Below are 26,526 nucleotides of genomic sequence, written 5' to 3'. Positions count from 1 at the left end.
GCGGGACAGCGCCGCGACCGCGCCAGCATGGCTATCTAACTTGCCACAATCTCGGCAGGTGCGCGACACATGGCGTTGGTTGTGCTTTCGCTCGGAGCTGGCAGTGGTTGTTGATCTGCCTTCGGCCCCAGAATGACCGCGCGCCAATGTTCGGCGTGGTAATGCCGGTTGAGCGTGTTTTTGATTGAAGCGGGGCTCAGCTTTAAAGCTGCTTGCGTGGCGAAGTCGAGGTCCAGCGGCAGATTGTGAGCGCTGATGGCATACAACTGCCTCAGAATCTGTGCATTGGTAGCACTGTTCAACGGCGCGCTACCGGTCAGTTGCTGTTGGCTGCCTTCGAGTTCCTGCTGGGTCGGCCCTTGGGCGAGGAAGTCGCTGAACATCGTCTTGATATGGGCCAGCACGGCATCGGCCTGCTCTGGTCGGGTCTGCAATTCAATGGTCAGCCACCCTTGTGCCTGAAGGGCTGAGAGGTCGGCTTCAACGTGGTAGGTCAGGCCTCGGCGTTCACGCAGTTCATTACTCAGTCGGTTGGTGAAAATCCGCATGGCCATCTGTAGCGCAACGTAGTCCGGACTGTTTCGCAGGACACTTGGCTGGGCAAGGCGCAGGTAAGCCTGGGTCGATGGTCGCTCAGCGCGCAGCAGACCTGGAGCGACTGGACTTGTCACTGGCTGGATCGCGGCAGTGGCCGGTCCCAAGGGCAAGGCCGCGGATATCTGTGCACCGATGCGTTGGGCTTCTTCCTCGGAGAGGTCGCCGACCAGTGTGATCTGGGCATTGCCCGCGGCATAAGCCTCGCTATGAAAGTCTTGCGCCTGGTTGCGGGTGATGGAGGTCAGTCCGGCCCTGGTTCCGTAGAGGGACTGAGCATAACCATGGTTGGGAAACAGCTGGCCGAAATTGGTTTCTCGGGCTTGAACAGCATGGGACTGATCATCGAGATCCAGAAAGTACTGCAGTTGGGATTTCACCTTAGGCAGGGACTCTTGTGGTAACAGCGGCTTGCCGAGTACCTGGGCAAAAAGTTCCAGGGCTGGAGTGCGCCGTGATTCGTCACTCAGGCTACGCAGGGAAAGCCAGCTCCGGTCCTGGTTGATGCCCATATCCATCCTTGCCCCCAGATTATCGAACGTCGCCTCTATGGCGTTGACGTCCTTGCCAGCTACGCCCTCAGTCAAAAGTCTAAAGGTAACTGCGGCCAGGCCGGGTTGATGCGGGGTGTGGGCGCTGCCGGCAGCAAAACTCACCAGGACATCGAACATCGGCAGGCCAGGAGTGCGGATGAACAGGATCTTCGTTCCACTGAGCGTTTTGTAACCCTTGATCGACAGCGCGCGGTGGATCGTCAGAGACTGTGGTTCGTTGAGCGATTGCAGCACTGGTTTCTGGGGCGCGGTGGTTGCAACGGCAGGGGCCTGTGCACTCAACAGTATGACGGCCAGGATCACTCCATTGATGAGGCCTTTGAGCTTATCCATTGTTTTTCTCCGGCAGGATTTTCGCGGTACTCAAGCGCTCACGCGTCAGGTAAGTCTTTGCGACTTGTTGAATGTCCAGGGGAGTGACCTTGTTCAGCTCATCCGTATCCTGATCGGCCAGCCGCCAGTCCAGGCCGATAGTTTCCAGCAGGCCCAAGGTGTTGGCCTGCCCCTCCAGATCATCCTGCGCATAAACCGAGTTAGCGATCAGGAGGTTTTTCGCGCGCTCCAGTTCTGCCGGTTCCGGTGCCTTGCTCTTCAGTGATTCGATCACTTGCCACAGACGGGCGAGGGCTTCGTCAGCGTCATTGAGCTTGTCCGGGTTGAGCTGGGTGCTGATGGTCAGTAACGAATCGCCGCGATTGAAGGCGTCGTACTCTGAGTCGGCCTCGGTGAATACCGCCTCGCTCAGTTGCAGTTGCTGTTTGATCCGCGCGCTATTGGACCCGGCCAGTAACCTATCGAGCAGGCGCAGGGCATGGGCGGTCCGATGATCCGGTGCCGTGGTCAGGCTGGGCGCGTTGAAACTCATGATCAGGCGCGGGGACGCTACCGGCGCGCGCAGGGTCAGTGACCGTTCACCGGCAGTAGCCAGCTCGACGGGTGCAGGCGCCACAGGTATCGCGCGCCGCTCAAGATGGCCGAAGTGCTGCTGTGCCAAGGCCTTGATCCGCTCAGGTGCAACATCGCCAACGACCACCAGCGTCGCATTGTTCGGCGAATACCAGGCCTGATACCACTGCTGCAATTGCACGGTGTTCATGCGTTGCAGATCGTGCATCCAGCCGATCGTCGGGGTGCCGTAGCCGCTGGCCGGGTGGGCGATGCTGTTTAGTCGTTCGTGAGCCAGCGCGATGATTTCATCATCAACGCGCATCCGACGTTCCTCCTGAATGACCTTGAGTTCCGGTGTGAAGTCCTGTGCATCCAGCTCGGCCGTGCTCATCAGGTCGGCCAGTATTTCGAACGCGACGCCAGTGCGGCCGGAAGGCAGTGTCTGGTAAAAAACCGTGAAATCAGTGCCGGTAAATGCGTTTTGGCTGGCGCCCAGTTTTTCCAGTATCGCCGCGAACTCTCCGGCGCAGGCCTTGCTGCTGCCTTTGTAAACCATATGTTCGAGGGCGTGGGACAGGCCAGACTGGCCGGGCAGTTCGTAGCTTGAACCAGCCTTGATCCAGAGTTGGGCGGTGACGATGGGGGAGCGGTGGTCCTCGCGTACGACAACCTTGAGGCCGTTATCCAGTACGAAGTCTTGTGTTGCAGGGGGGGTCGCCGCGCCGGCCATGAACGGCAGACAGGCGATAAAGGGCAGCATAAGTAGGCTGCGGGAGACGTTCATCCTTGTTCATCCTCAGTGGTTTGCAGGTAATTGCGCAAGCCACTGTGGATGATCCGTAAGGATGTCAGGCGGTAACTATGTAGTGCACCCTGCAACCGGCTCGGGGGTAGTCATCTCGTCGAAATGTCAGGCGCTACGTTGCCACAACGAGTAATACACGCGTCCGGATTTCTGCTCCCGGTGCAGGCGCCAGTTCTCCGGCAGGCCCAGGGTCGACGGCGCCGACTCGCTTTCGGTGTACACCCAAGCGTCTTCAGCCAGCCATTGGCGCTCTTCGAGCAACTTGCAAACGGCGGGCAGCAGGTTCTGGTTGAACGGCGGGTCGAGGAACACCAGGTCATAGGCCATCGCGGTCTGGGTTTCCAGGTAGCGCAGGGCATCGGCGGTCTGGACCTGGCCGTTGGTGCAGCGCAATGTGCCCAGGTGCTCTTTCAGGCTGGACACCGCGATACTGCTGGCGTCCAGCGCCTGACCCATGGCCGCGCCACGGGACAGTGCTTCGAGGAACAGCGCGCCACTGCCGGTGAACGGGTCGAGCACCTTGGCGCCCGGCACGTAAGGCGCGAGCCAGTTGAACAGGGTTTCACGCACACGATCCGGCGTCGGGCGCAGGCCCGGGGCGTCGGGGAAGCTCAGCTTGCGGCTGCGCCATTCGCCGCCGATGATGCGCAGCTGGTTCACGCCGTTGTGGACGTTCTTGGCGGGTTTTTTTGGACTTGCCATTAATGCTCCGGAACCCCGAGCGGTTGCTCGGAAGGTTTATCAGTAGGGGCCGGTAACGGCTTTTGCGGCACGGTCGGGCCAGCGCTGACGATGACCATTTTATCCGTGCCCAGGTGTTTGTTCATGGCGGCTTTGACCTGCTCGATGGTCAAGGCCTGGGACTGTTGCATGAAGTCTTCCAGGTGACTCAACGGCAAGTTGTAGAAACCGATGGCGCCCAGTTGGCCGACGATATCGGCGTTGCTGGCAGTGGACAGCGGGAAGCTGCCGGCGAGTTCGCGCTTGGCGTCGTCGAGCTCTTTTTCGGTCGGGCCGGTTTCAAGGTAGTCGGCCAGTACATCCTGCACCAGTTTCAGGGTGCCTTCGCTCATCTCGGCGCGGGTCTGCAGGTTGATCATGAACGGGCCACGGGCCTGCATCGGGGTGAAGCCCGAATACACACCATAAGTCAGGCCACGCTTCTCGCGCACTTCGCTCATCAAACGGGTGCCGAAGCCGCCGCCACCGAGAATCTGGTTACCCATGGACAATGCCGCGTAGTCCGGGTCATCACGGTCGATGCCCAGTTGCGCGAGCATCAGGTTGGTCTGCTTGGACGGGAACTCGATATGGCCGACGCTGGCCTTGGGCTCGACCGGTTGCGCGATTTTCGGCAAGGCCGGGCCTTTGGGCAGGGCGCTGGACACCTGGGCGGCAATCGCTTCGGCTTCCGCGCGGGACAGGTCGCCAACCAGCGCGATCACCACGTTACCGGCCGCGTAGGCTTTCTCGTGAAAGGCACGCAGTTGGGCCACGGTGATCGCCGGGACGGTTTTCGCCGTGCCGTCGCTGGCGTGTGCGTACGGGTGATCACCATACAAGCGGTTCATCAGTTCCAGGCTCGCCAGTTTGCCCGGGTTCTGTTTCTGGTATTCAAAACCGGCGAGCATCTGGTTCTTGATGCGGGCAAAGGAGTCGGCGGGGAAGGTCGGTTTGCCGACGACTTCGGCGAACAGTTTCAGGGCCGACTCACGCTTGTCCTTGTCACTGAGGCTGCGCAGCGACGCGATAGCCATGTCCTTGTAAGCGCCGTTGCCGAAATCGGCACCCAGGCCTTCGAAGCCCTGGGCAATGGCGCCGACGTCTTTGCCGGCCACGCCTTCGTTGAGCATGGCGTTGGTCAACACCGCTACACCCGGTGCGTCGCCGTCCTGGCTACTGCCGGCGGCGAAGATCAGGCGCATGTCGAACATCGGCAACTCATGGGCTTCGACGAACAGCACTTTCGCACCTTCGGCAGTGCTCCAGGTTTGTACGTCCAGCTTGCGGTGGTCCGGTGCCTTGCCATTGAGCTCGGTCAGCGACTGCAGTTTCTGGCTGGCCTTGGCCTTGTCCAGGGCTTCGCTGGCATTGGTTTCGCCAGGGCGCGACAAATAGAACGCTGCGGAGCCGATAACGGCGACGGCGACCAGGCCGATCAGGGCCAGGCGGGAGGGTTTACGCTCACTCATGAGTCGTCTCCAGAGGCAGTACATGGGCGACGCTGAGACGTTCGCGGGTGAAATACAGCTTGGCGGCTTTCTGGATGTCTTGCGGCGTGACGCTTTCCAGATCGGCCAGTTCGGTGTCCATCAACTTCCATGACAGGCCGACGGTTTCCAGTTGGCCGATGGCGGTGGCCTGGCTGGTGATCGAGTCACGCTCGAAGACCAGGCCAGCGATGACTTGTGCGCGTACGCGTTCCAATTCTTCGGCGGTTGGCGCTGTGGTTTTCAGCTGGTCGAGCAGCTTCCACAAACCGGCTTGCGCCTGGGCGATGGTCTTGTGTTTCTGTGAGTTTGGCGATGCCGACAGGGTGAAGAGGCTGTCGCCACGGGTGTAGGCGTCGTAACTCGACGAGCCGCCGGACACCAGTTCTTCTCCGCGCTCCAGTTGCGTCGGGATGCGTCCGCTGTAGCCGCCGTCGAGCAACGCCGACATCAGGCGCAGGGCATTGACCAGGCGTTTGTCGTCGGTGGTGGCGATGCTTGGCACATTGAAGGCCAGCATCAGGCTAGGCAGTTGGGTCTGCACATGCAGGGTGATCTGGCGCTCGCCCGGTTCGGCCAGTTCCAGCGGTTTTTTTGCGGCTGGCACTTCACGCTTGGCGATCGGGCCGAAGTAGCGTTGGGCCAGGGTTTTGACTTCGTCCGGGGTGACATCGCCAACCACCACCAGCGTAGCGTTGTTGGGCACGTACCAGGTTTCGTACCAGTGGCGCAGTTCTTCGACTTTCATCCGCTCAAGGTCGGCCATCCAGCCGATGGTCGGCGTGTGGTAGCCGCTGGCCGGGTAGGCCATGGCCTTGAAGCGCTCGTAGGCCTTGGACATCGGCTTGTCGTCGGTGCGCAGGCGACGCTCTTCCTTGATGACTTCGATTTCCTTGGCAAACTCGTCGGGCGGCAGGCGCAGGCTGGCCATGCGGTCGGCTTCCAGCTCGAAGGCTACGCCCAGGCGATCCCGGGCCAGCACCTGGTAGTACGCGGTGAAGTCGTCGCTGGTGAATGCATTCTCTTCGGCACCGAGGTCGCGCAGGATCAGCGAGGCTTCGCCGGGGCCAACCTTCTCGCTACCCTTGAACATCATGTGTTCCAGAGCGTGGGACAGGCCGGTATTGCCCGGCGTCTCGTAGCTGGAGCCGACCTTGTACCAGACCTGGGAAACCACAACAGGCGCACGATGGTCTTCTCGCACGACCACCTTCAGGCCATTGTCGAGGGTGAATTCGTGGGTGGGTTGCGGGTCGGCGGCCAAGGCCGAGAGAGGCAGGCAAACTGTGCTGAGCAGCAGGCCTGCGGCACGGCGGGCAAGAGCATTCATTCGTTTTTAAACCTTTGGGGCTGCCCGCTTGTTCTTAGCGTCAGCGGGCGAGAGGGTGCTAGGATACTGATCCGTTTTAGCGGCGGCCACGCCTATCAGGCCTTTATGCTTGATCAGGCTGTATGGGTTTGCGACGGAAGGTGGATGTTTATCAACTGAATTCTGCTTTTTCGCCGATTTTGCTGCTTTAGTCCTATGAGAAATCGATTGCTTGAGGTGCCGTTGAGCACTTCGACAAAATGTTGCGCGTGAACAAGCTGGGTCAATCGCAGTCTGTTCTGCATCGAATATTTATTTGCCGGGGCGCCATTGGCGCGTCGCTACCGTGAGATAGCCGTCCTCCATGTTTGGTTCCAACGACGACAAGAAGACCCCAGCTGCGGCTGGCGAGAAAAAAAGCCTGTTCGGATGGCTGCGCAAAAAGCCGCAGGAACCCGTCGTCGAACAGCCACAAGCCATTCCTGAACCAGCGCCGACGCCGGTCCCGGTAATAGAAGAAGCGCCTGCACCGACTCTGCCGATTGCCGAGCCGGTGCTGCAGACGCAGGCCGAAGTCGTCGCCGAACCTGCCCGTGAAATCATCGAGCAACCGCTGACCACCGCCACCGAGCCATGGCTGACATTGCCCGTGGCGGAAGAGCCGGTGGCACTGGTCGAGAATGACCAGGCCCCCCACCTGACACCGCCGATTCCGGCCCCGGCTGAGTTCGCGCCGGCCCCGGTTCATGCGCCTGTGGTCGAGCCGGTGGTGGCGCCAGTCGTTGTGGCTGAGCCCGCACCTGCACCGGTTGTAATCGAACCGGCAGCCCCGATTGTTGCAGCACCTGCTCCCGTCCCCGCTCCCGTCGAAACCCCGGTCCAGCCAGTGCGCACCGAAGAAACCAAAGCCGGTTTCTTCGCCCGCCTCAAGCAGGGCCTGTCCAAGACCAGCGCCAGTATCGGCGAAGGCATGGCCAGCCTGTTTCTGGGCAAAAAGGTCATCGATGACGAATTGCTGGAAGACCTCGAAACCCGCTTGCTGACCGCCGACGTCGGTGTCGAAGCCACTTCGGTGATCATCCAGCGTCTGACGCAGAAGGTCGCACGCAAAGAGCTGGCCGACGCCGATGCCCTGTACAAATCCCTGCAGGCTGAGCTGACGGCCATGCTCAAGCCTGTCGAGCAGCCGCTGAAAATCACCTCGCAGAACAAACCGTTCGTGATTCTGGTCGTCGGCGTCAACGGTGCCGGCAAGACCACTACCATCGGCAAGCTGGCGAAGAAACTGCAGCTGGAAGGCAAGAAAGTCATGCTCGCCGCCGGCGACACCTTCCGCGCCGCGGCGGTGGAGCAGTTGCAGGTCTGGGGCGAGCGCAACAAGATCCCGGTGATCGCGCAGCACACTGGCGCCGACTCGGCTTCGGTGATCTTCGACGCCGTGCAGGCCGCCAAGGCTCGTGGCATCGATGTGCTGATCGCCGATACCGCCGGCCGCCTGCACACCAAAGACAACCTGATGGAAGAGCTGAAAAAGGTTCGCCGGGTGATCGGCAAGCTCGACGCCGACGCACCTCACGAAGTGCTGTTGGTGCTTGACGCCGGCACCGGCCAGAACGCCATCAACCAGGCCAAGCAATTCAACCAGACCGTCGAACTGACCGGCCTGGCGCTGACCAAGCTCGACGGCACAGCGAAAGGCGGGGTAATTTTCGCCCTGGCCAAGCAGTTCGGCCTGCCGATTCGCTACATCGGCGTCGGCGAAGGCATCGACGATTTGCGTACCTTTGAAGCAGAACCCTTTGTCCAGGCATTGTTTGCCGAGCGGGAGCGTTCATGATTCGTTTCGAACAGGTCGGTAAGCGCTACCCGAACGGTCACGTCGGCTTGCATGAGCTGAGCTTTCGAGTCCGTCGTGGCGAGTTTCTGTTTGTCACCGGCCATTCCGGCGCCGGTAAATCCACGCTGTTGCGCCTGCTGCTGGCGATGGAGCGCCCGACCAGCGGCAAGCTGCTGCTCGCCGGACAAGACCTGAGCACCATCAGCAACGCGCAGATTCCTTTTTTACGCCGGCAGATCGGTGTGGTGTTCCAGAATCACCAGTTGCTGTTCGATCGCACGGTGTTCAACAACGTCGCATTGCCGTTACAGATCCTGGGGCTGTCCAAGGCCGAGATCGCCAAGCGCGTGGACTCGGCACTGGAGCGCGTGGCGCTGTCTGATAAAACCGATCTGTACCCGGGTGACCTGTCCACCGGTCAGCAGCAGCGCGTCGGCATCGCCCGCGCTATCGTCCATCGTCCGGCCTTGCTGCTGGCGGACGAACCGACCGGTAACCTCGACCCGCGTCTGGCCGCCGAGATCATGGGTGTGTTCGAAGACATCAATCGCCTGGGTACCAGCGTGCTGATCGCCAGTCACGACCTGGCCCTGATCGCCCGCATGCGCCATCGCATGCTGACGCTGCAACGCGGTCGATTGATTGGTGACGGGGAGGCGGCCGTATGAGCGCAACACGTAGCCCCAAGGTTTCCGAGCGCGTGGCCCCGAAAGCCGCCGATCCGCAGCCGCAAAAGAAAAAACACGACGATGACGACGGGCCGGACTTTGCCACGTTGTTCCGCGCCTGGATCGAAAGCCATCGTGCCAGCATGGTCGACAGCCTGCGCCGCCTGGGCAAGCAGCCCATCGGCAGTTTCTTCACCTGCATGGTGATGGCGGTGGCCCTGAGTTTGCCCATGGGGCTGTCACTTTTGCTAGGTAACGTCGAGCGGCTGGGTGGTTCCTGGCAGCGTGCGGCGCAGATTTCCCTGTATCTGGACCTTGAGGCCAAACCGGCCGAAGGCGAAGCGCTGCGCGATCAGATCAAGGGCATGCCTGGCGTCGCCGATGCCGAATACGTTGGACGGGAGCAGGCGCTGGAAGAGTTCCAGCAACAGTCCGGTCTGGGCGAGGCGCTCAAGGAATTGCCGGAGAACCCGCTGCCGGGCGTGGTCCTGGTGACGCCGAACGAAGTCGACAAGCCGGCCCTTGAAGCATTAAGACAAAAACTATCCGAGCTGCCGAAGGTACAACAGGCGCAACTTGATTTAGTCTGGGTCGAGCGTCTGGCAGCCATCCTCAAGCTGGGTGACCGTTTTGTCTTCGGTCTGACCGTGCTTCTGGTTTCTGCATTACTTTTGGTGATAGGCAATACCATTCGTCTTCATATTGAAAACCGCCGCACAGAGATAGAAGTGATTAAACTGGTCGGCGGCACTGACAGCTATGTGCGCAGGCCCTTTCTGTATATGGGCGCGCTGTATGGCTTCGGTGCGGGGATTCTGTCCTGGGGCGTTCTGGCGTTCGGCCTTGATTGGCTGAACGACGCGGTGGTAGGGCTGGCCGGTTTGTACGGCAGTGATTTTGCGCTGGCTGGAGTGCCAGTTGCCGACGGTCTGTCTCTCTTGCTTGGCGCGGTGCTGTTGGGGTATATCGGTGCATGGATTGCAGTCGCACGCCACCTGAGGGAGCTTGCGCCTAAGTAGTATCATTTTGCTCGTATTGACCTTTCAGCGTTTTTGGGTTTAGGGAACTTGTCTTTCGGTTTCCGGTCAATTTTCGCAGTGCTGAACTGCACGAGTTTGTAAGTCGGAGGTTTTTTCGTATGACCAATTCTTTGCAACCTGCATATGCTCTGGTCCCGGGTGCGAACCTGGAGGCCTATGTGCACACCGTCAACAGCATTCCATTGCTGTCGCCGGAGCAGGAGCGTGAACTGGCCGAGAGTCTCTATTATGAGCAGGACTTGGGGGCGGCTCGGCAGATGGTGCTCGCCCACCTGCGTTTTGTCGTACATATCGCCCGTAGCTATTCCGGCTACGGCCTGGCTCAGGCTGACCTGATCCAGGAAGGTAACGTCGGCCTGATGAAAGCCGTGAAGCGCTTCAACCCGGAAATGGGCGTGCGCCTGGTGTCCTTTGCCGTGCACTGGATCAAGGCGGAAATCCACGAATTCATCCTGCGTAACTGGCGTATCGTGAAGGTTGCGACCACCAAGGCCCAGCGCAAGCTGTTCTTCAACCTGCGCAGCCAGAAGAAACGCCTGGCCTGGTTGAACAACGAGGAAGTCCACCGCGTGGCGGAAAGCCTGGGTGTAGAGCCTCGGGAAGTACGCGAGATGGAAAGCCGCCTGACCGGGCATGACATGGCCTTCGACCCGGCTGCCGAAGCGGATGACGACAGTGCTTTCCAGTCGCCGGCCAACTATCTGGAAGACCACCGGTACGACCCGGCCCGTCAACTGGAAGATGCTGACTGGAGCGACAACTCCAACCACAACCTGCACGAAGCGCTGGAAGTGCTGGACGACCGTAGTCGTGACATCCTCTACCAGCGCTGGCTGGCGGAAGAGAAAGCCACGCTGCACGACCTGGCGCAGAAGTACAACGTGTCGGCCGAGCGTATTCGTCAGCTCGAGAAGAGCGCGATGAACAAGCTCAAGGTGTCGATCGCTGCTTAATTGGCAAGCAGGCAATAAAAAACGCCCCGATCATTGATCCTGTGGGAGCGAGCTTGCTCGCGATGAGGTCCGAACATTCAATATAAAAGTTGAATGTCAGGCCGTCATCGCGAGCAAGCTCGCTCCCACAGTGGTTTTCAGGATCTGAAGAATTGTGATCAATTACTGCGCCCAAGGCGCTCGACGCGAATCATTGAGCTCCACCAGATAGCTGTCGCCACCGAGTTGGCTCATCTGTCGCCGAATCCAGCCTGCACGTCGCGCCACGTAAGCGGTCGGATGGCCGGCACTCCAGACCCGAGGGTTGGGCAGGACGGCGGCGAGCAGGCTCGACTGTTGGCGGCTGAGGCCTTTAGCGCTCACGCCAAAGTGATGCCGGGCCGCCGCTTCAGCGCCAAACACGCCGTCATCCCATTCGACGCTGTTGAGGTACACCTCAAGAATCCGCTGCTTGGGCCAGAGTACTTCGATCAGCCCGGTGAACCAGGCTTCCAGGCCTTTGCGCAGCCAGCTGCGGCCGGACCACAAGAACAGGTTTTTCGAGACCTGCTGGCTCAGGGTGCTGGCGCCACGGATCGAACCGCCGCGCTCGTTATGGGCAAACGCCGCCTGAATCGCGCCAATATCGAAGCCCCAGTGCTCTGGAAACTTCTGGTCTTCGCCAGCAATCACCGCGACTTTCAGGTCATCGGAGATCTCGTCCCAGGGTTTCCAGGTCCGTTGCAGGTCGATGGGTTCGCCGTCAAACCAGGATTCGATCTTGCGCTCGACCATCAGCGCCGTTCCTGGTGGTGGCACCACGCGAAAGATCAGCACCAGCAATACGCTGCCACCCATGAACCAGAGCGCGGCCTTGGTGAAGCGACGGAAATAGATACGTAGCATAGAGATGGCTTGGCCGAACCCGTTGAGCGGGCCATTATACAGACCCTGGGGATCGAAACTGACTGGAGTTCTGCATGCTGCGTGGCTTTCTGATGCTGGCCGCTTTTTTCGGCTTCACCGGTGTCGGCCTCGGCGCCTTTGCCGCCCATGGCCTGAAGAGCCGCCTGAGTGCCGAGTACATGGCGATTTTCCACACGGGCGTCACCTATCAACTGGTGCATGCCCTGGCGTTGTTGGGTGTCACATTCCTGGCCGCGCAGATTCCCGGCCGCCTGATCACCTGGGCTGGCGCATCGTTTGCCATTGGTATCCTGCTGTTCTCCGGCAGCCTTTATGTTTTGACGCTGACGGGCATCGGCAAGTTCGGCATCATCACCCCGTTCGGTGGCCTGGCATTCCTGATTGGCTGGCTGTGCCTCGGGCTGGCCGCCTGGCGCCTGAATTGACGATGGGAATCAACTTGCGTTTTTCCAGCCATTCAGCAGAGTTTGCGTGAAAGACGGCACAAGGACGCGGTTGCCGTGCCCGCTGAGGTGGTCAGCGTCGCGGAAGAGCGGTTTATCGTCGTCGTAGGCTGAACAGGTAGCGCCTGAGCACAGCAGTGGCAGTGGGTCCCAGACTCGAAGCATCGGATACTGGCGGGTCAAGTGGTCGAGCAGCGTCATTTGCGACGTGCGCAGTTGCTCGATGTGTTCTCGCGCCATGGTGAATCCGGGCGCACAAATCGGATTCATCCGGTTAAACCAGTCCGAGCAGCGATAGGGTGGAGCCTTGAACAGTGGCATGGGCGCATCGATCAATACCCGCACCTTGGCGGCCGTCAAGCGTGTCAGCACGGCCTCGGCGGCGATCCGGGCGCCTTCAGACTGCTCGGACGTCAATTCGGAAAGAGCCTCCCCAAATGCTTCCCCCTCGCTCCGAGCCCAGTCGCGCCCTGCCAGCTCCGGCATTCGCAACGACGCGAGGAAAACAATATCGCCCGGCTCCGCTCGCGCCTCGATATCGCTCAGGGCTTTTTCCCGAGCCCTGGTGCAGGCACCTTGCGGGTCGGGCGCCATGAGGCTGACGACCGCGCAACCGCCGCGTTCATATTCCGAAACCGTAAAGCCGAGTTGCCGTGATGCGAGGCTGAGCATCGTTCGATAGGCCGCTGCGTGCGAATCGCCGATCACGAACAACTGGCGTCCCTGCAATGGCGGGCTCTGGACCGGTTGGCTGGTGGAATGTTGCGGCAGCTGCCTGGAGAGCCAGGTATAGGTATCACGGGTCTGGCTCAGTGAAAGGACCTCGGGATTTTCGCTGACCCAGCGCGCGCCGGACCAGCCTAGGCCAATGGCTGCCAGGCAAGAGGTGATCGTGATCCAGGCGCGGCGCTGGAAAAGCGAATGGCCGGCGCGCAACGGTGTCTCGACCCAATGGTAGGAAGCGACGGCAAGCGCCATAACGATCACTGGGTAGGCCAACTGCACGGCCGGTTGCTCCAGGCCCGTGGTCCAGCGCAGGAGCACCAGCACCGGCCAATGCCAGAGATACAGCGAGTAGGATAATCTGCCGACATAGACCGCGGGTGAAGATTGCAACAGGCGCAGGGGCAGGAAGTGATCGTCGGCTTTCTGGGCCAGAGTGGTGATGATCATCAAGGTGCCGGAAACCGTCAGCAGCGCCCAAGGGAAGGGGAACTGGTTTTTATCGGCGAGAAACAGTCCTCCGGTGACCAGCGCGAAGCCGCCGAGTAACACGCCTCGGCTTGCGGCCGTTGAATGCAGCGTGAAGCGTCCTGTTGCGATCAACTGGAAAAGGAGTGCCCCAGCGGCCAGTTCCCAGAACCGACTGGGCATCAGGTAGAACGCCTCAAGCGGATTCTCCCGCGTCTGCACGGCGCTGAACGCCAGTGACATGAGTGCGAGCACGGGCAGCAAGGCCCAGGCGAGCCGGCTGTGCTGTCGATGGCGCAACCAGATGAAACAAATGAATGGAAAGACCAGGTAGAACTGCTCCTCTACGGCCAGGGTCCAGGTATGGGTATAGGGGTTGAGCAGGGTGGAAGGGGAGAAGTAGGTGTCGGTGTTCCAGGCCAGCACAAAATTGCTCAGGCCAAAAAAGGCGGCCAGCCCCGTACGGTCATTCTGCATGCTGAGCCAGGCTTGGGGCACGAACATCGCCGAAAACAGGCTGCAAGCCAGAAGCACCAGGAGCAGCGCGGGCACGATACGCAGGAATCGACGGCGATAAAAATCCACCAGGAAGGCGGGAAAGCCGCTGTGGGCTCGAGCGGACAGCGACTGGCTGATCACGTAGCCGGAAATGACGAAGAAGATATCGACGCCGGTAAACCCACCGGGCAGTGCGTTCAGGAAGTCGGCGTGGAAGATGATCACGCTCAGGACTGCAATGGCGCGCAGGCCGTCGATGGCCGGGATGGTCGGCATTGGATGAAGGCTGGACACAAGCTCCTCTCTCGTGTGTTCGATCAGGTTTTGCTGCGGTTCGACACGAGGCAAAGAATATAGGAGGCTTGGGCGAGTGCTTGAACCCTGGAGTTGTTTCAGGATTGTTCCGGGCTTGCCGCCTGGCGGCTGGGTTGACCAGCCGGTCCATTTCATGACGAATGGCTTGGGTCGGCCTGACTGATCGGGCTAGAATGCCAGCCCCTAAAAATGATGACGGCATCCGGCATGCGCATTCAGTTGAACGGCGAATCCTTTGAACTGCCCGACGGCGAAACCGTTGCGGCCCTGCTGACCCGTCTGGACCTGACCGGACGTCGGGTGGCGGTCGAACTCAATCTGGATATCGTCCCGCGCAGTCAGCATGCAGACACCACATTGAATGATGGCGACAACGTCGAAGTGGTACACGCCATCGGCGGCGGCTAGCAGCCTCGGCCGAGTGGCCACAGAATTCAGCAAGTACCTCACCCCTACAGAGGATTTCCCATGAGCATCGTTCGTAGCGACAAGCCTTTCGTCCTGGCCGGTCGTACTTACCAGTCGCGTTTGCTGGTCGGTACCGGCAAGTACCGTGACATGGATGAAACCCGCCTGGCCATCGAAGCCTCGGGTGCCGAGATCGTCACCTTCGCCGTGCGCCGCACGAACCTTGGCCAGATCGAGGGCGAGCCGAACCTGCTCGAAGTACTGTCGCCGGATCGCTACACCTTCCTGCCGAACACCGCCGGTTGCTACGACGCCATCGAAGCTGTGCGCACTTGCCGCCTGGCCCGTGAACTGCTCGATGGCCACAACCTGGTGAAACTGGAAGTGCTGGCTGACCAGAAAACCCTGTTCCCCAACGTGATCGAAACCCTCAAGGCCGCCGAAACGCTGGTCAAGGAAGGCTTCGACGTCATGGTCTACACCAGTGATGACCCGATCATCGCCCGTCAACTGGCGGAAATCGGCTGTATCGCGGTGATGCCGCTGGCTGGTCTGATCGGCTCTGGTCTGGGGATCTGCAACCCGTACAACCTGCAGATCATCCTGGAAGAAGCCAAAATCCCGGTGCTGGTGGATGCCGGTGTCGGTACTGCTTCCGACGCTACCATTGCCATGGAACTGGGTTGTGATGCGGTGCTGATGAATTCGGCCATCGCCCACGCCCAGCAGCCGGTCATGATGGCTGAAGCCATGAAACATGCGATCGTCGCAGGCCGCCTGGCCTACCTCGCCGGCCGCATGCCGAAAAAACTCTATGCCAGCGCCTCTTCGCCGCTGGATGGTCTGATCAAGTAAGAGCCATTGATGACTGAATCGAACGACACGCCAATCCAGACGGAAGAAGGCGACGAGCGCCAACACCGCCGCATCAAGAGCTTCGTGATGCGCGCCGGGCGCATGACCGAAGGCCAGCAAAAGGGCCTGGAGCAGGGCTCTGCGCTGTTCGTGCTGCCGCTAGCCGACGCGCCGGTGGATTTCGACCAGGTGTTCGGTCGCTCGGCACCGCGCTCGCTGGAAATCGGTTTCGGCATGGGCCATTCGCTGCTGGAAATGGCAGCGGCTGCGCCGGATCAGGATTTCATCGGCGTCGAAGTGCATCGTCCGGGTGTCGGCGCGCTGCTCAATGGCGTGCTGACGCAAGGCCTGGCCAACCTGCGGGTCTACGATTGCGACGCAATCGAAGTGCTCAACCGCTGCGTGGCCGATAACAGCCTCGACCGCCTGATGCTGTTTTTCCCGGATCCATGGCACAAGAGCCGTCACCACAAGCGCCGTATCGTTCAGGCGTCCTTCGCTGAACTGGTGCGCAGCAAGTTGAAAGTCGGCGGCATTCTGCACATGGCCACCGACTGGGAACCATACGCCGAATACATGCTGGAAGTGATGAACGTGGCGCCGGGTTATCGCAACCTGGCCGAAGACGGCAAGTGCGTGCCGCGTCCGGCCGAACGGCCGATCACCAAGTTCGAACGCCGTGGCGAACGTCTTGGGCATGGCGTGTGGGATTTGAAGTTCGAAAAACAGTCCTAAGCGCCACCCAATACAAACTGTGGGAGCGAGCCTGCTCGCGATAGCGGTCTGGCAGTCAATGAAGATGTTGACTGTTATTACGTCATCGCGAGCAAGCTCGCTCCCACAGTTGTTTGGTGTGTGCCGCAGGATCAGCGGCGGTCGGCGACCACGCCGATCAACACCAACACCACCAGCAACACCGGCGCCAGGCTGTAGTTGTTGAACTGGCTCAAGCCGCGCACGACCCATGGCGTGGCGTAGATCAGCGCCGCGCCGCTGCCAATCATGCACAGCAGGGACATTAGCGGTACGCGCAACGCGCCAGCGATGCTGCCCAGGCGCTGCTCGACCCAGCCTTTGAAATCCGCACCAAACAGCACCAGCAGGCAACCCACCAGGGCCAGGGCGATTTCCGAGAGGTTGCTGCGGCTCCAGCGAGACACGGTGGCAAGCAGGTCGAGTACCAAATCCATTCGTTTTCCCTTAAGGCTGAAATCAGCTCAGAAATTTCTGCAGCAAGTCGTTGAGGAAGAGTTGTCCGCGCATCGTGGCTACCAGACGTGACGGTTCGACCTGCAACAGGCCGCTTTGTTCGGCTTCACGGCGGCCTTCAGCAAGGCTTTCCAGCGTCATGCCGGTACGTTCCGGGTACAGCCGCGATTCGACGCCTTCAGTCAGGCGCAGCGCGTTCATCAGGAACTCGAACGGCATTTCATCATTGGTCAGCGCTTTCTCGCCAGCCTGGAAGCTTTTCGCCGGATTCAAGTAGTCCTTCGGCAGGCGGGTCTTCCAGGTGCGAATGATGCGCCCGTCCGGATGGCTGAGCTTGCCATGGGCGCCCGCGCCAATGCCGATGAAATCGCCAAAACTCCAGTAATTGAGATTGTGGCGTGCCGGGCGATCGGGCAGGGCGTAGGCTGAGACTTCGTATTGCACGTAACCGTGTTCAGCCAGCAGCGCTTGCCCGGCTTCCTGAATGTCCCACAATGTGTCGTCTTCCGGCAGCGTCGGTGGCTGATTCCAGAACACCGTGTTCGGTTCCAGGGTCAGTTGATACCACGACAGGTGCGTCGGCTTCAGAGCGATGGCTGTGCGCAGGTCCGCCAAGGCATCGTCCAGGGACTGATTCGGCAAGCCATGCATCAAGTCCAGGTTGAAGTTGTCGAACCCGGCCTGCCGCGCCATGCCGGCGGCGCGTACGGCTTCGTCGCCGTTGTGAATCCGCCCCAGGGCTTCGAGCTTTTCTTGCTGAAAACTCTGGATGCCGATCGACAGGCGGTTGATCCCCAGTTTCCGGTACGCCACGAACTTGTCTTGCTCGAACGTCCCCGGATTGGCTTCCAACGTGATTTCGATGTCGCTGGCAAACGGAATGCGCTGTTCGACGCCTTTGAGCAAGCGCCCCAGCGAATCAGCGCTGAACAGGCTTGGCGTACCGCCGCCAAAGAAAATCGAACTCAGCTCACGACCATAAGCGGCGTGCAGGTCCTGATCGAGATCGGCCAGCAAGGCATCGACGTACTCTTCTTCCGGCAGCACAGGGCTGGCAGTGTGGGAGTTGAAGTCGCAATAAGGGCATTTGCGCACGCACCACGGGATGTGGATGTACAGCGCCAGCGGCGGCAGCACAGGCAGGGCAGCCCGAGGCGATTGTGCATCGCCGCCGAAGATCAGCGGCGACGCGGATGATTCACGGGTCATTTCAAGCCCAGACGCTGGCGCAGCAGATCCATTGCACGGGCGCGGTGGCTGATCTGGTTCTTGTCGCCCGGGCTCAGCTCGGCGCTGGAGCACTCGCGCTCCGGCACCCAGAATAGCGGGTCGTAGCCGAAACCGTGTAAACCGCTGGCCTGGGTCAGGATGCGCCCGTGCCACAAACCTTCGCAGAGGATCGGCAACGGATCATCGGCGTGACGCACCAAGGCCAGCACGCAGACGAATTGCGCGCCGCGTTCGGCTTCTGGTACGTCTTTCAACACGTCGAGCAGCTTGGCGTTGTTTGCCGCATCGCCCTTGCCATCGGCATAACGCGCCGAGTAGATGCCTGGCGCGCCGCCCAGGAAGTCCACCGCCAGCCCGGAATCGTCAGCCAGCGCCGGCAGGCCGGAAATGCGCGCGGCATTGCGGGCTTTCAGGATGGCGTTCTCGACGAACGACAGGCCGGTTTCTTCAGGCTCCACGCTGCTGAACTCGCCGATCGAGCGCAGATGCACCGACTCGCCGAGCATGGCCTGGAGTTCCTTGAGTTTGCCGGCGTTATGGCTGGCCAGTACGAGTTGCGTGAAGTTGATCATTGGCCAGGGAAGAGCTCTTGGTTGAAATTGATGGTGTTGATTTTGTCACCGGTCTGCACTTTGATGTCGAAGGTGCGGGTTTCCTGCTGCGGTACCGGGAATTGGGCGATGTAGTAGATCGCACCTTGTTCAGTGATCTGGCGGAACTTCAGGTCCACACTTTGGCTGGTCAGGTCTTTGACCGTACCGCTGACCTGTGCCATCTGCGGTTTGCCGTCCTTGAGCACCGCAATGTTGATCACACCCTGGTTCTTGCTGCGGGTGAGTTCGGCGGATTTGGCAATGTCCGGGGTCAGGTAGGTGGAGTTGAAGGTGTTGTAGTGCACCGTCACGTCGCCGAAGGTTTCCTTGCGTTCGCCCTTGATGGCGTCGGCGGCCATGGCGGTGACGCTCAGGCAGGCAGTGAGTAGAAACAACGCTAGACGACCCATGATCGTTCTCCTTGAAATAGGGTGGATCAGACTGCGACCTTGTGGTCGGAAAGTCCCGGGCTGCTGACCCGGTAGATGCCGATCTCACCTAACAGATTAGGCCATAGCTTGCTGGCCCACCCGTGCCGATGCTGTTGATCCACGGCAAGTCGATCAATGACCTTCGCCTCACGTTCGCGACACAAGGCTTCAAAGTCCGCGAAGGTGCAGAAGTGAATGTTCGGCGTGTTGTACCAGGTGTACGGCAGGAACTCGGAAACCGGCATCCGGCCCTTGCTCGCCAGGTACCAGCGGCAGCGCCAGTGACCGAAGTTGGGGAAGGTGATGATGCACTGCCGGCCCACGCGCAGCATTTCCTCGAGGATCCTGTCCGGGTAGTGCACCGCTTGCAGTGCCTGGGTCATGACCACGACATCGAAACTGTTGCTGGCAAAGTTGCCCAGGCCCTTGTCCAGGTCCTGTTCGATGACGTTGATGCCCTTGGCCACGCATTCGGCGATGTTGTCGGCATCGTTTTCCAGGCCATAGCCGGTGACTTGCTTGTTATCGCGCAGCCAGGTCAGCAGTTCGCCATCGCCGCACCCGAGGTCGAGCACGCGGCTGCCGGCGGGGATCCATTCCTGGATGATTTCCAGATCAGCTCTCATGGCTTTCTCACAGCGTAATGCGGTTCATGTAATTGCCGAATGCCTGCAGGTAGCGCGGGATCGGAATCAGGAAGGCGTCGTGGCCTTGCGGTGCGTCGATCTCGAGGTAGCAGACGTCCTTGCGCGCGGCCATCAGCGCGTCCACCAGTTCCCGCGAGCGGGCAGGGGAGAAGCGCCAGTCGGTGGTGAACGACATCACGCAGAACCTGGCCTTGGCGCCTTCAAAGGTTCTCGCCAGGTTATCGCCGAAGTCCGCCGCCGGATCGAAGTAATCGAGCGCTTTGGTCATCAACAGATACGTATTGGCATCGAAGCGCCCGGAGAACTCCTCGCCCTGATAGCGCAGGTAGCTTTCGACCTGGAACTCGACGCTGTGGAAGTCGTAGTTGAGCTTTTCGCTCTTGAGCCCTCGGCCGAATTTCTCGCCCATGGAGTCGTCGGACAGGTAAGTGATGTGCCCGACCATCCGCGCCAGCATCAGGCCGCGCTTGGGGATCACGCCGTGTTCCTGAAAAGAACCGCCGTGGAATTCCGGGTCGGTGAGGATCGCCTGACGCGCCACTTCGTTGAACGCGATGTTCTGTGCCGACAGCTTGGGCGCCGAGGCGATGGCCAGGCAATGACGGATGCGGTCAGGGTAGGTGATGCTCCATTGCATCGCCTGCATGCCGCCGAGGCTGCCGCCGATCACGGCCGCGAACTGGGCGATACCGAGGCGATCCGCCAGGCGCGCCTGACTGTGCACCCAATCCTCGACGGTCAACACCGGGAAGTCGGCGCCGAACGGCTTGCCAGTCTCCGGGTTGATGCTGCTCGGGCCGGTGGAGCCGTTGCAGCCGCCGAGGTTGTTCAGGCTGACCACGAAGAACTTGCTGGTGTCGATCGGCTTGCCGGGGCCGATGCAGCTGTCCCACCAACCGGGTTTGCGGTCGTCGGCGCTGTGGTAGCCGGCGGCGTGGTGGTGGCCGGACAAGGCGTGGCAGATCAGCACGGCGTTGCTCGCCATGGCGTTGAGCGTGCCGTAGGTTTCGTAAATCAGGTCATAGGCCGGGAGCGAACGTCCACAGGCCAATGCCAGGGGTTCGCTGAAGTGCGCCACTTGCGGCGTCACCAGACCAACAGAATCGGGGGGAAAGGCAGCTGGCATCGACCCTGCTCTCGTTGAAATGAGGCGTAAGTCTAAAGACCGCTGCCCCTAGCAGCAAGCTAACCCTTGCCCACTGTAGGCGCCGGCTTGCCGGCGAACCAGATGTCACGGTGTGTCAGTCACGCCGCCTTCGCTGGCAAGCCAGCTCCTACAGTAGGTTCAGCGTTCCAGTCCGGGCAAATCCGGCAGTTTTTTCGGCGAACAGATCCGCACCCGCTTCTGCCGGTTCAACTCGCCACTGATCAAACTGACCTGGCTCTTGGACACGCCAAAGGCCTTGGCCAGAAACGCCATCAGATACGCGTTGGCCTTGCCCTCGACTGGCGGCGCGGTCAGGCGGATCTTCAGGCGATCGCCGTGCAGCCCGCAGAAATCATCACTGCGGGCTGCCGGTTGCAGGTGACACTCCAGAATCAGATCGTCGCCGTCCCAGCGAAAGTAGCTCACCGTGTCAGATCAACACGCGGAGGATTTCCGGCATCATGGTCATGGCGGCGAGGTTGTTGATCACCAGCATGTCGACCAGTTTGATGGCCAGGAACGCAAAGATCGGCGACAGATCCAGGCCGCCCAGATTCGGCAGGAATTTACGGAACGGCGCCAGGGCCGGTTCGCAGACGTCGTTCACCAGTTCGGCGCCCGGGTTATGGCTGCCCGGAGCGACCCAGGACAGGATTACGCTGATGATGAGGGCGAAGAAGAAAATCTTCATGAACAGCGCGGTCACGCCGATGATCGACCAGATCAGCAGTGTTAGCGGGTTACCGGTGGTGCCATAGGTCAGCAGCAGGGTCAGGGCCATCAGCGCCAGTTGCACCAGGATCGCCAGCACCAGCGAGGACATGTCCAGGCCGAACACGCTCGGGATGATCCGGCGCAGTGGCTTGAGCAGAGGCTGAGTGGCCTTGACGATGAACTGGCAGATCGGGTTGTAGAAGTTCGCCCGTACCAGTTGCAGTACGAAGCGCATCAGCACGATCAGCAGGTACAGGCTGCCGAGGGTTTGCAGCACGTAGACCGCTGCGGTATTCAATCCAATCATGAAAGGCTCCTTATTGACCCAGTTGTTCGGCCATCTCGGCCGAGCGATGCGCGGCAGCGCCGAGTGCTTTTTCGACCAGGGTTTCGAAGCCATTGGCCTGGAACGACTTGATTGCAGCTTCTGTGGTGCCCGCAGGCGAGGTGACACGGCGGCGCAGCTCGGCCGCGTCGACATCGCTGGAGACGGCCATGTGGGCGGCGCCCAGTGCGGTTTGCAAGGTCAATTGCGCGGCGATGTCCGCCGACAGGCCGAGTTTCACGCCGGCGGCGGTCATGGCTTCGATCAGCAGGAAGAAATACGCCGGGCCCGAGCCTGAAACGGCAGTGACGGCATCCAGTTGCTGCTCTTCATCCAGCCATAAGGCGATACCGACTGCGGACAGCAGTTCCTGGGCCTGCTGACGCTGTTCGGCGGTCACTTCGGCTGTCGCGAACAGGCCGCTCGCGCCCTGACGCACCAGCGCCGGGGTGTTGGGCATGCAGCGCACGATCGGCTGGGCGCCGAGCCAGTTGTTCATGCTGGCGCAGGTGATGCCCGCGGCAATCGAAACCACCAGTTGATTGGGCTTGAGGCTTGGGCGAAGCGCTTCGCACACGGCTTTCATCGCCTGGGGTTTGACCGCCAGGACGACCACGTCGGCACCGTCGATGGCCTGGGCGTTGTCGGCGAAGGTTTCGATGCCGTGTTCAGCACTCACGCGGGCGCGGGTTTCTTCGCCCGGATCGCTGGCGCGGATCTGTGCCGCTTCCAGACCCTTGGCCCGCAGGCCGCCGATCAGGCTGGCGGCCATGTTGCCGGCACCGATAAAGGCAATACGTGTCTTGCTCATGTCAGGTCCTTATAAAGAGAGATGTCAGCCATTTTTCAAGGCTGACCGTAGTCGCGGGCGCCAAACAGGGCGGTACCGATCCGCACCCAGGTAGCGCCTTGGGCGATGGCCGATTCGAGATCGTGGCTCATGCCCATGGAAAGTGTGTCGAGTGGCAGGTTCAGGCTGGCTTGCAGGCTTTGCACGGCAGCGAAAGCGGCATCCTGGGCAGCGCGATCTTCAGTCGGCTCCGGGATTGCCATCAACCCGCGCAGTTTCAGGCGCGGCAGGTTGCTGATGGCGTTGGCCAGGGCCGGCAGGTCGGCCGGAGTACAGCCGGATTTGCTGGCTTCACCGCTGACATTGACCTGAATGCAGATGTTCAGGGGCGGCAGATCGGCGGGACGTTGTTCGGACAGGCGTTGTGCGATTTTCAGACGATCCACGGAGTGCACCCAGTCGAAGTGCTCGGCGATAGCACGAGTCTTGTTCGATTGAATGGGGCCGATGAAGTGCCAGATCAAGGGCAGGTCGGCCAGTTCGAGCTGCTTGCCCAGCGCTTCCTGCAGGTAGTTCTCGCCAAAGTCGCACAGGCCGGCGGCGTAGGCTTCACGCAGGTCTTGCGCGGGTTTGGTCTTGCTTACGGCCAGCAGCTGGACGCTGTTCTCGGCGCGGTTGGCGGCGAGTGTTGCGGCATGGATGCGCGAACTAACTTCGAGAATGTTGTCTGCTATGGTGGACATCAAGAGGCGCCAGCGGTCTGAAGGTTCGCCGCATTCTACTGGAATTGAGGGACGCTATGGATATCACCGAACTGCTGGCATTCAGCGCCAAACAGGGGGCGTCCGACCTGCACTTGTCTGCTGGCCTGCCGCCGATGATCCGGGTGGATGGCGATGTGCGGCGTATCAACCTGCCGGCCCTGGATCACCAGCAGGTGCAGGCGCTGATCCATGCCATCATGAATGACACCCAGCGGGTGGACTTCGAGAAACACCTGGAAACCGATTTTTCCTTTGAGATGCCCGGTGTGGCGCGCTTTCGGGTCAATGCGTTCAATCAGAACCGTGGCGCGGGCGCTGTGTTTCGTACCATCCCGTCGAAAGTGCGGGGCATGGACGAACTGGGCATGGGGGACGTGTTCCACAAAATGACCGACGCGCCCCGTGGCCTGGTGCTGGTGACTGGCCCGACCGGTTCCGGCAAGTCCACCACGCTGGCGGCGATGATCGATTACCTCAATACCCATCGTCATCACCACATCCTCACCATCGAAGACCCTATCGAGTTTGTCCACGAGCCGCGCAAGTGCCTGATCAACCAGCGTGAAGTCCACCGCGATACCCGCAGCTTCGCCACCGCCTTGCGATCGGCGCTGCGGGAAGATCCGGATGTGATTCTGGTGGGCGAGATGCGCGATCTGGAGACCATTCGCCTGGCATTGACTGCCGCCGAAACCGGCCATCTGGTGTTCGGCACGCTGCACACCACGTCGGCGGCGAGAACCATCGACCGTGTGGTGGACGTGTTTCCGGGAGACGAGAAGTCGATGGTGCGTTCGATGCTCTCCGAGTCGCTGCTGGCGGTGGTGTCCCAGACTCTGGTGAAGAAGATCGGCGGCGGACGCATCGCGGCCCACGAGATCATGCTGGGGACATCGGCGATCCGGAACCTGATCCGCGAGGACAAGGTGGCGCAGATGTATTCGGCGATTCAGTCGGGAGGGTCGTTGGGGATGCAGACGCTGGATATGAGCTTGAAGGACCTGGTGACCAAGGGGTTGGTCAGTCGTGATCATGCGCGGGAGAAGGCGCGGTCACCGGATGGGTTTTGAGGTTTCAGAAACGCCATCGCGAGCAGGCTCGCTCTCACATGGACTGCATCAATCCTGTGGGAGCGAGCCTGCTCGCGATGGGGCCATCATGTTCGATACAGATTCAGGCCACTGAAATCAGCGCTGAACCACCCGCAACTGATTCGGCTCTTTCGGCAGAACCCGCTTGGCAACCACATAGTGGTTTTCCCAATACGGTTTATTCAGGGTGTCGATGGACACCGACTTGCCGCGACGTGGCGCGTGGATGAAGCGATCGTTGCCCAGGTAAATGGCGACGTGATTGACCCGACGGCTCTTGATGTTGAAGAAAATCAGGTCGCCGGGCTTCAGGTCATTGCGATCGACTTTCTCCCCATGACCGCTGGCCATGGCGTTGGAGGTGCGCGGCAGGTCGAACGTGGCGTCGTTGAACGCGTACTTCACCAGGCCGCTGCAATCGAAGCCTTTGCTTGGGCTGCTGCCGCCCCAACGATAGGGAGTGCCAAGGACGTTCACGGCGCGGCTCAGCACGTCGCTGCTTTCCTTGGTGCCCATCGGTGGAACCAGGCCGCTTTTGCTGCTGGCCAGGCTTGGAGCATATCTGGCGGATTTTTTGTCTTTGCTCGAAGGAGCAGAGGCATGGGATTTTGGGGTGTAACCATTAACGTTAGGAAGACGTTGCTCACGATTGGTGGCGTGGGCGGCCAGTGGCATCAAAAGGCAAATGGTTAGCCATGTCTTGAAAAATGAACGCATTAGGCAAGGCTCTTAATAGGTCAGCGCGCAACTTTATAACAGCTTTTTTGCCGCTTCCGAGGCCGTTGGTCGATTCAATCTGGAGGGCAATGGTGGCAAAAAAGCGGCAAAATGACGCAATTGTCGGACAGAAGTCCGGTGTTACAAGGCTTTGACGGGGGTGAAGGTAGCATTTGCCATACGTCGGATGCCTGTAAAAAAGTCACAAAGAATTAAAGAATATTTATCTATCGTGTGAATCGAGGTCATTCATGAACCCCTATCAACAGGCTGTCCAGCAGCAAGACACGCACAGCAAAGTGATCGGTTACCTGTTGTGGATTTTCGGTTTTACCGGCGCTCACCGCTTCTATTACGGCAAGCCGGTGACCGGGACGATCTGGTTCTTCACCTTTGGCTTGCTGGGGATCGGCTGGCTGATCGACCTTTTCCTGATCCCGGCAATGGATCGCGAGGCTGACTTGCGGTTTACCGCGGGTCCCATCGAATACAACGTGGCGTGGATCCTGCTGACGTTTCTCGGGGTGTTCGGCGTGCACCGGATGTATCAGGGGAAATGGATCAGCGGGTTGCTGTACCTCGTGACGGGTGGGCTGTTCTTTATTGGCGTGCTGTATGACTTCTGGACGTTGAATGACCAGGTGTCGGTGCGTAATGCGCAGAGTCGTTGATATCTGTGGCGAGGGGGCAGGCCCTCTCGCCGCAGGGTTTTACGCCTGGTGACTGATCCAGCTATCTGCCTGCTTGAGTTACAGCCCATGAGTGGTTACTGAAATGCTTTCAGTAATTGAAGTTGAAGCGTTAAAAATGCCATTGTGCTGAAGCTGTAGAAGATTGAAATGATGAAGTGGTTTGGGGTGGCCCAGTAATTTATGCTGTCGGCGAAAATCGCAAGCGATGCAATTGCAATTATTAATGCTGATATTTTTATCAAGGTTGAATTGGTGTGGCGGGCTTTTCTGTATAAAGATATTTGCATTAGGTGAAATGTAAATAACATTAATCCTGCAATAAGGATTGCACCTATCGGTATACCAATTGAGTCCCGATCTATGTCGTAAATGCCAGCACTCAAATTATTTACTATGGTGAATATTGCTACGCTGGCGGTGATCGCTAAAAGCACTGGGTAGATGTAGTTCAGGTGTTTGTAGAGGGGCTTCATGTTGGCTTTTCCTGAATGCAGAAGCTCATAAGTAAAGGTTTTTATACCGCTTTCCATGCTAGCCAATCTGCGATCCCATAGGCCCCCCAGCTGAATCCAGGATTAATTGTAATCCGCCTGAGTTTCCCGTTGTTCCTTTCATAACGATAGGAGGTAGGGTAAGTCCAATTTCCATGTCTTGCTCCTTGCTTATACTTTGTATTCATAGTGTTTGTAGTGATATTTCCTT

The 26,526-nt window shown here is 59.9% G+C and carries 29 protein-coding genes; 10 read left to right on the top strand and 19 right to left on the bottom strand.

The window, feature by feature from the left end; all coding sequences use genetic code 11:
• Window positions 1–35: 35 nt before the first annotated feature.
• From ACM6IK_RS18555 to ACM6IK_RS18535, 5 genes are all read right to left on the bottom strand, one after another.
• Window positions 36–1,481, bottom strand: a complete 1,446-nt coding sequence (locus ACM6IK_RS18555) for a M16 family metallopeptidase (protein WP_414875508.1) — start codon at window positions 1,479–1,481, stop codon at window positions 36–38.
• Window positions 1,474–2,820, bottom strand: coding sequence for a M16 family metallopeptidase (locus ACM6IK_RS18550; protein WP_414875507.1), 1,347 nt, complete (start codon window positions 2,818–2,820; stop codon window positions 1,474–1,476). Before ACM6IK_RS18550 ends, ACM6IK_RS18555 begins: the two co-directional genes overlap by 8 nt.
• 126 nt (window positions 2,821–2,946) lie before the next feature.
• A complete protein-coding gene (gene rsmD / locus ACM6IK_RS18545; protein WP_414875506.1) occupies window positions 2,947–3,543 on the bottom strand; it encodes a 16S rRNA (guanine(966)-N(2))-methyltransferase RsmD in 597 nt (198 codons plus the stop codon).
• Entirely contained in the window at window positions 3,543–5,033 is a 1,491-nt protein-coding gene (locus tag ACM6IK_RS18540) for a M16 family metallopeptidase (RefSeq protein WP_414875505.1), read from the bottom strand. The genes rsmD and ACM6IK_RS18540 overlap by 1 nt, the downstream gene beginning before the upstream one ends.
• A complete protein-coding gene (locus ACM6IK_RS18535; RefSeq protein ID WP_414875504.1) occupies window positions 5,026–6,381 on the bottom strand; it encodes a M16 family metallopeptidase in 1,356 nt (451 codons plus the stop codon). The genes ACM6IK_RS18540 and ACM6IK_RS18535 overlap by 8 nt, the downstream gene beginning before the upstream one ends.
• Window positions 6,382–6,724: 343 nt before the next feature.
• Here ACM6IK_RS18535 and ftsY point away from each other — a divergent pair, with 343 nt between their 5' ends.
• The 4 genes from ftsY to rpoH all read left to right on the top strand — a co-directional run bounded on the left by ftsY (window position 6,725) and on the right by rpoH (window position 10,858).
• On the top strand, window positions 6,725–8,197 hold the full coding sequence (ftsY, locus tag ACM6IK_RS18530) for a signal recognition particle-docking protein FtsY (RefSeq protein ID WP_414875503.1): 1,473 nt from the start codon (window positions 6,725–6,727) through the stop codon (window positions 8,195–8,197).
• The gene (gene ftsE / locus ACM6IK_RS18525) at window positions 8,194–8,865 is read left to right on the top strand and encodes a cell division ATP-binding protein FtsE (protein WP_007975383.1); all 672 of its coding nucleotides are present in this window, start codon (window positions 8,194–8,196) and stop codon (window positions 8,863–8,865) included. The genes ftsY and ftsE overlap by 4 nt, the downstream gene beginning before the upstream one ends.
• Window positions 8,862–9,884, top strand: coding sequence for a permease-like cell division protein FtsX (gene ftsX / locus ACM6IK_RS18520; RefSeq protein ID WP_414875502.1), 1,023 nt, complete (start codon window positions 8,862–8,864; stop codon window positions 9,882–9,884). The genes ftsE and ftsX overlap by 4 nt, the downstream gene beginning before the upstream one ends.
• Before the next feature lie 119 nt (window positions 9,885–10,003).
• Window positions 10,004–10,858 carry an RNA polymerase sigma factor RpoH gene (rpoH, locus tag ACM6IK_RS18515; protein WP_150725044.1) on the top strand — a complete coding sequence of 285 codons (855 nt, stop codon included), beginning with the start codon at window positions 10,004–10,006 and terminating at the stop codon, window positions 10,856–10,858.
• Between the two features lie 162 nt (window positions 10,859–11,020).
• Here the strand turns inward: rpoH and mtgA are convergent, their stop codons facing one another.
• Window positions 11,021–11,743 (bottom strand): monofunctional biosynthetic peptidoglycan transglycosylase, encoded by a 723-nt coding sequence (gene mtgA, locus ACM6IK_RS18510; RefSeq protein ID WP_414875501.1) that lies wholly within the window; start codon window positions 11,741–11,743, stop codon window positions 11,021–11,023.
• A gap of 74 nt (window positions 11,744–11,817) precedes the next feature.
• On the opposite strand from mtgA, the gene ACM6IK_RS18505 reads away from it, so the two are divergent.
• Window positions 11,818–12,189 (top strand): DUF423 domain-containing protein, encoded by a 372-nt coding sequence (locus ACM6IK_RS18505; RefSeq protein WP_414875500.1) that lies wholly within the window; start codon window positions 11,818–11,820, stop codon window positions 12,187–12,189.
• A gap of 9 nt (window positions 12,190–12,198) precedes the next feature.
• Here ACM6IK_RS18505 and ACM6IK_RS18500 read toward each other — a convergent pair whose 3' ends face one another.
• Window positions 12,199–14,346, bottom strand: a complete 2,148-nt coding sequence (locus tag ACM6IK_RS18500; RefSeq protein ID WP_414875499.1) for an acyltransferase family protein — start codon at window positions 14,344–14,346, stop codon at window positions 12,199–12,201.
• A gap of 72 nt (window positions 14,347–14,418) precedes the next feature.
• Between ACM6IK_RS18500 and thiS the strand changes: the two genes are divergently transcribed.
• From thiS to trmB, 3 genes are read left to right on the top strand one after another with little or no spacing between them, the layout of a single operon-like run.
• Complete coding sequence (gene thiS, locus ACM6IK_RS18495) at window positions 14,419–14,619, top strand: sulfur carrier protein ThiS (RefSeq protein ID WP_007953386.1); 201 nt, start codon at window positions 14,419–14,421, stop codon at window positions 14,617–14,619.
• A 60-nt stretch (window positions 14,620–14,679) separates the two neighbouring features.
• Entirely contained in the window at window positions 14,680–15,474 is a 795-nt protein-coding gene (locus tag ACM6IK_RS18490) for a thiazole synthase (protein WP_414875498.1), read from the top strand.
• Window positions 15,475–15,483: 9 nt separating this feature from the next.
• Window positions 15,484–16,209 carry a tRNA (guanosine(46)-N7)-methyltransferase TrmB gene (gene trmB, locus ACM6IK_RS18485; protein ID WP_414875497.1) on the top strand — a complete coding sequence of 242 codons (726 nt, stop codon included), beginning with the start codon at window positions 15,484–15,486 and terminating at the stop codon, window positions 16,207–16,209.
• 131 nt (window positions 16,210–16,340) lie between these two features.
• Here the strand turns inward: trmB and ACM6IK_RS18480 are convergent, their stop codons facing one another.
• The 10 genes from ACM6IK_RS18480 to ACM6IK_RS18435 form a co-directional block, all read right to left on the bottom strand.
• The gene (locus ACM6IK_RS18480; RefSeq protein WP_007987827.1) at window positions 16,341–16,664 is read right to left on the bottom strand and encodes a DUF3392 domain-containing protein; all 324 of its coding nucleotides are present in this window, start codon (window positions 16,662–16,664) and stop codon (window positions 16,341–16,343) included.
• Between the two features lie 22 nt (window positions 16,665–16,686).
• Entirely contained in the window at window positions 16,687–17,892 is a 1,206-nt protein-coding gene (gene hemW, locus ACM6IK_RS18475; RefSeq protein WP_414875496.1) for a radical SAM family heme chaperone HemW, read from the bottom strand.
• Complete coding sequence (gene rdgB, locus ACM6IK_RS18470; protein WP_414875495.1) at window positions 17,889–18,485, bottom strand: RdgB/HAM1 family non-canonical purine NTP pyrophosphatase; 597 nt, start codon at window positions 18,483–18,485, stop codon at window positions 17,889–17,891. The genes hemW and rdgB overlap by 4 nt, the downstream gene beginning before the upstream one ends.
• Window positions 18,482–18,916 carry a DUF4426 domain-containing protein gene (locus ACM6IK_RS18465; RefSeq protein WP_108217056.1) on the bottom strand — a complete coding sequence of 145 codons (435 nt, stop codon included), beginning with the start codon at window positions 18,914–18,916 and terminating at the stop codon, window positions 18,482–18,484. The genes rdgB and ACM6IK_RS18465 overlap by 4 nt, the downstream gene beginning before the upstream one ends.
• A 26-nt stretch (window positions 18,917–18,942) precedes the next feature.
• Complete coding sequence (gene metW / locus ACM6IK_RS18460; protein WP_056726485.1) at window positions 18,943–19,563, bottom strand: methionine biosynthesis protein MetW; 621 nt, start codon at window positions 19,561–19,563, stop codon at window positions 18,943–18,945.
• 7 nt (window positions 19,564–19,570) lie between these two features.
• Window positions 19,571–20,710 (bottom strand): homoserine O-succinyltransferase MetX, encoded by a 1,140-nt coding sequence (metX, locus tag ACM6IK_RS18455; protein WP_414875494.1) that lies wholly within the window; start codon window positions 20,708–20,710, stop codon window positions 19,571–19,573.
• A gap of 159 nt (window positions 20,711–20,869) precedes the next feature.
• Window positions 20,870–21,157 (bottom strand): DUF167 domain-containing protein, encoded by a 288-nt coding sequence (locus ACM6IK_RS18450; RefSeq protein WP_008019963.1) that lies wholly within the window; start codon window positions 21,155–21,157, stop codon window positions 20,870–20,872.
• Window positions 21,158–21,161: 4 nt separating this feature from the next.
• The gene (locus ACM6IK_RS18445; RefSeq protein ID WP_414875493.1) at window positions 21,162–21,752 is read right to left on the bottom strand and encodes a YggT family protein; all 591 of its coding nucleotides are present in this window, start codon (window positions 21,750–21,752) and stop codon (window positions 21,162–21,164) included.
• A 10-nt stretch (window positions 21,753–21,762) separates the two neighbouring features.
• The gene (gene proC / locus ACM6IK_RS18440) at window positions 21,763–22,581 is read right to left on the bottom strand and encodes a pyrroline-5-carboxylate reductase (RefSeq protein WP_414875492.1); all 819 of its coding nucleotides are present in this window, start codon (window positions 22,579–22,581) and stop codon (window positions 21,763–21,765) included.
• Between the two features lie 35 nt (window positions 22,582–22,616).
• The gene (locus ACM6IK_RS18435) at window positions 22,617–23,303 is read right to left on the bottom strand and encodes a YggS family pyridoxal phosphate-dependent enzyme (RefSeq protein WP_414875491.1); all 687 of its coding nucleotides are present in this window, start codon (window positions 23,301–23,303) and stop codon (window positions 22,617–22,619) included.
• 56 nt (window positions 23,304–23,359) lie between these two features.
• Between ACM6IK_RS18435 and ACM6IK_RS18430 the strand changes: the two genes are divergently transcribed.
• Window positions 23,360–24,394 carry a type IV pilus twitching motility protein PilT gene (locus ACM6IK_RS18430; RefSeq protein WP_414875490.1) on the top strand — a complete coding sequence of 345 codons (1,035 nt, stop codon included), beginning with the start codon at window positions 23,360–23,362 and terminating at the stop codon, window positions 24,392–24,394.
• 117 nt (window positions 24,395–24,511) lie between these two features.
• Here the strand turns inward: ACM6IK_RS18430 and ACM6IK_RS18425 are convergent, their stop codons facing one another.
• Window positions 24,512–25,132: a C40 family peptidase gene (locus ACM6IK_RS18425; RefSeq protein WP_115947974.1), complete on the bottom strand. Its 621-nt coding sequence runs from the start codon at window positions 25,130–25,132 to the stop codon at window positions 24,512–24,514.
• 251 nt (window positions 25,133–25,383) lie between these two features.
• On the opposite strand from ACM6IK_RS18425, the gene ACM6IK_RS18420 reads away from it, so the two are divergent.
• Window positions 25,384–25,803 carry an NINE protein gene (locus tag ACM6IK_RS18420; protein WP_046039250.1) on the top strand — a complete coding sequence of 140 codons (420 nt, stop codon included), beginning with the start codon at window positions 25,384–25,386 and terminating at the stop codon, window positions 25,801–25,803.
• Between the two features lie 95 nt (window positions 25,804–25,898).
• Here ACM6IK_RS18420 and ACM6IK_RS18415 read toward each other — a convergent pair whose 3' ends face one another.
• Complete coding sequence (locus tag ACM6IK_RS18415; RefSeq protein WP_414875489.1) at window positions 25,899–26,297, bottom strand: hypothetical protein; 399 nt, start codon at window positions 26,295–26,297, stop codon at window positions 25,899–25,901.
• Window positions 26,298–26,526: the final 229 nt, after the last annotated feature.

It is taken from the genome of Pseudomonas sp. IT-196MI5 (genome assembly GCF_949767415.1).
Lineage (GTDB): Bacteria > Pseudomonadota > Gammaproteobacteria > Pseudomonadales > Pseudomonadaceae > Aquipseudomonas.
The sequence above is the reverse complement of the archived record's forward strand: the minus strand, read 5'-3'. Positions and strand labels throughout refer to the sequence as shown.

Coding starts and splice junctions, on each gene's coding strand:
- ftsE (WP_007975383.1), top strand. CDS start 8,194: ATGATTCGTTTCGAACAGGTCGGTAAGCGCTACCCGAACGGTCACGTC.
- ACM6IK_RS18465 (WP_108217056.1), bottom strand. CDS start 18,916: ATGGGTCGTCTAGCGTTGTTTCTACTCACTGCCTGCCTGAGCGTCACC.
- mtgA (WP_414875501.1), bottom strand. CDS start 11,743: ATGCTACGTATCTATTTCCGTCGCTTCACCAAGGCCGCGCTCTGGTTC.
- ACM6IK_RS18550 (WP_414875507.1), bottom strand. CDS start 2,820: ATGAACGTCTCCCGCAGCCTACTTATGCTGCCCTTTATCGCCTGTCTG.
- ACM6IK_RS18445 (WP_414875493.1), bottom strand. CDS start 21,752: ATGATTGGATTGAATACCGCAGCGGTCTACGTGCTGCAAACCCTCGGC.
- ftsX (WP_414875502.1), top strand. CDS start 8,862: ATGAGCGCAACACGTAGCCCCAAGGTTTCCGAGCGCGTGGCCCCGAAA.
- ACM6IK_RS18535 (WP_414875504.1), bottom strand. CDS start 6,381: ATGAATGCTCTTGCCCGCCGTGCCGCAGGCCTGCTGCTCAGCACAGTT.
- ACM6IK_RS18415 (WP_414875489.1), bottom strand. CDS start 26,297: ATGAAGCCCCTCTACAAACACCTGAACTACATCTACCCAGTGCTTTTA.
- ACM6IK_RS18500 (WP_414875499.1), bottom strand. CDS start 14,346: ATGAAATGGACCGGCTGGTCAACCCAGCCGCCAGGCGGCAAGCCCGGA.
- rpoH (WP_150725044.1), top strand. CDS start 10,004: ATGACCAATTCTTTGCAACCTGCATATGCTCTGGTCCCGGGTGCGAAC.
- ACM6IK_RS18425 (WP_115947974.1), bottom strand. CDS start 25,132: ATGCGTTCATTTTTCAAGACATGGCTAACCATTTGCCTTTTGATGCCA.
- thiS (WP_007953386.1), top strand. CDS start 14,419: ATGCGCATTCAGTTGAACGGCGAATCCTTTGAACTGCCCGACGGCGAA.
- metX (WP_414875494.1), bottom strand. CDS start 20,710: ATGCCAGCTGCCTTTCCCCCCGATTCTGTTGGTCTGGTGACGCCGCAA.
- ACM6IK_RS18430 (WP_414875490.1), top strand. CDS start 23,360: ATGGATATCACCGAACTGCTGGCATTCAGCGCCAAACAGGGGGCGTCC.
- hemW (WP_414875496.1), bottom strand. CDS start 17,892: ATGACCCGTGAATCATCCGCGTCGCCGCTGATCTTCGGCGGCGATGCA.
- rsmD (WP_414875506.1), bottom strand. CDS start 3,543: ATGGCAAGTCCAAAAAAACCCGCCAAGAACGTCCACAACGGCGTGAAC.
- trmB (WP_414875497.1), top strand. CDS start 15,484: ATGACTGAATCGAACGACACGCCAATCCAGACGGAAGAAGGCGACGAG.
- metW (WP_056726485.1), bottom strand. CDS start 19,563: ATGAGAGCTGATCTGGAAATCATCCAGGAATGGATCCCCGCCGGCAGC.
- ACM6IK_RS18555 (WP_414875508.1), bottom strand. CDS start 1,481: ATGGATAAGCTCAAAGGCCTCATCAATGGAGTGATCCTGGCCGTCATA.
- rdgB (WP_414875495.1), bottom strand. CDS start 18,485: ATGATCAACTTCACGCAACTCGTACTGGCCAGCCATAACGCCGGCAAA.
- ACM6IK_RS18540 (WP_414875505.1), bottom strand. CDS start 5,033: ATGAGTGAGCGTAAACCCTCCCGCCTGGCCCTGATCGGCCTGGTCGCC.
- proC (WP_414875492.1), bottom strand. CDS start 22,581: ATGAGCAAGACACGTATTGCCTTTATCGGTGCCGGCAACATGGCCGCC.
- ACM6IK_RS18505 (WP_414875500.1), top strand. CDS start 11,818: ATGCTGCGTGGCTTTCTGATGCTGGCCGCTTTTTTCGGCTTCACCGGT.
- ACM6IK_RS18435 (WP_414875491.1), bottom strand. CDS start 23,303: ATGTCCACCATAGCAGACAACATTCTCGAAGTTAGTTCGCGCATCCAT.
- ACM6IK_RS18480 (WP_007987827.1), bottom strand. CDS start 16,664: ATGGATTTGGTACTCGACCTGCTTGCCACCGTGTCTCGCTGGAGCCGC.
- ACM6IK_RS18490 (WP_414875498.1), top strand. CDS start 14,680: ATGAGCATCGTTCGTAGCGACAAGCCTTTCGTCCTGGCCGGTCGTACT.
- ACM6IK_RS18420 (WP_046039250.1), top strand. CDS start 25,384: ATGAACCCCTATCAACAGGCTGTCCAGCAGCAAGACACGCACAGCAAA.
- ftsY (WP_414875503.1), top strand. CDS start 6,725: ATGTTTGGTTCCAACGACGACAAGAAGACCCCAGCTGCGGCTGGCGAG.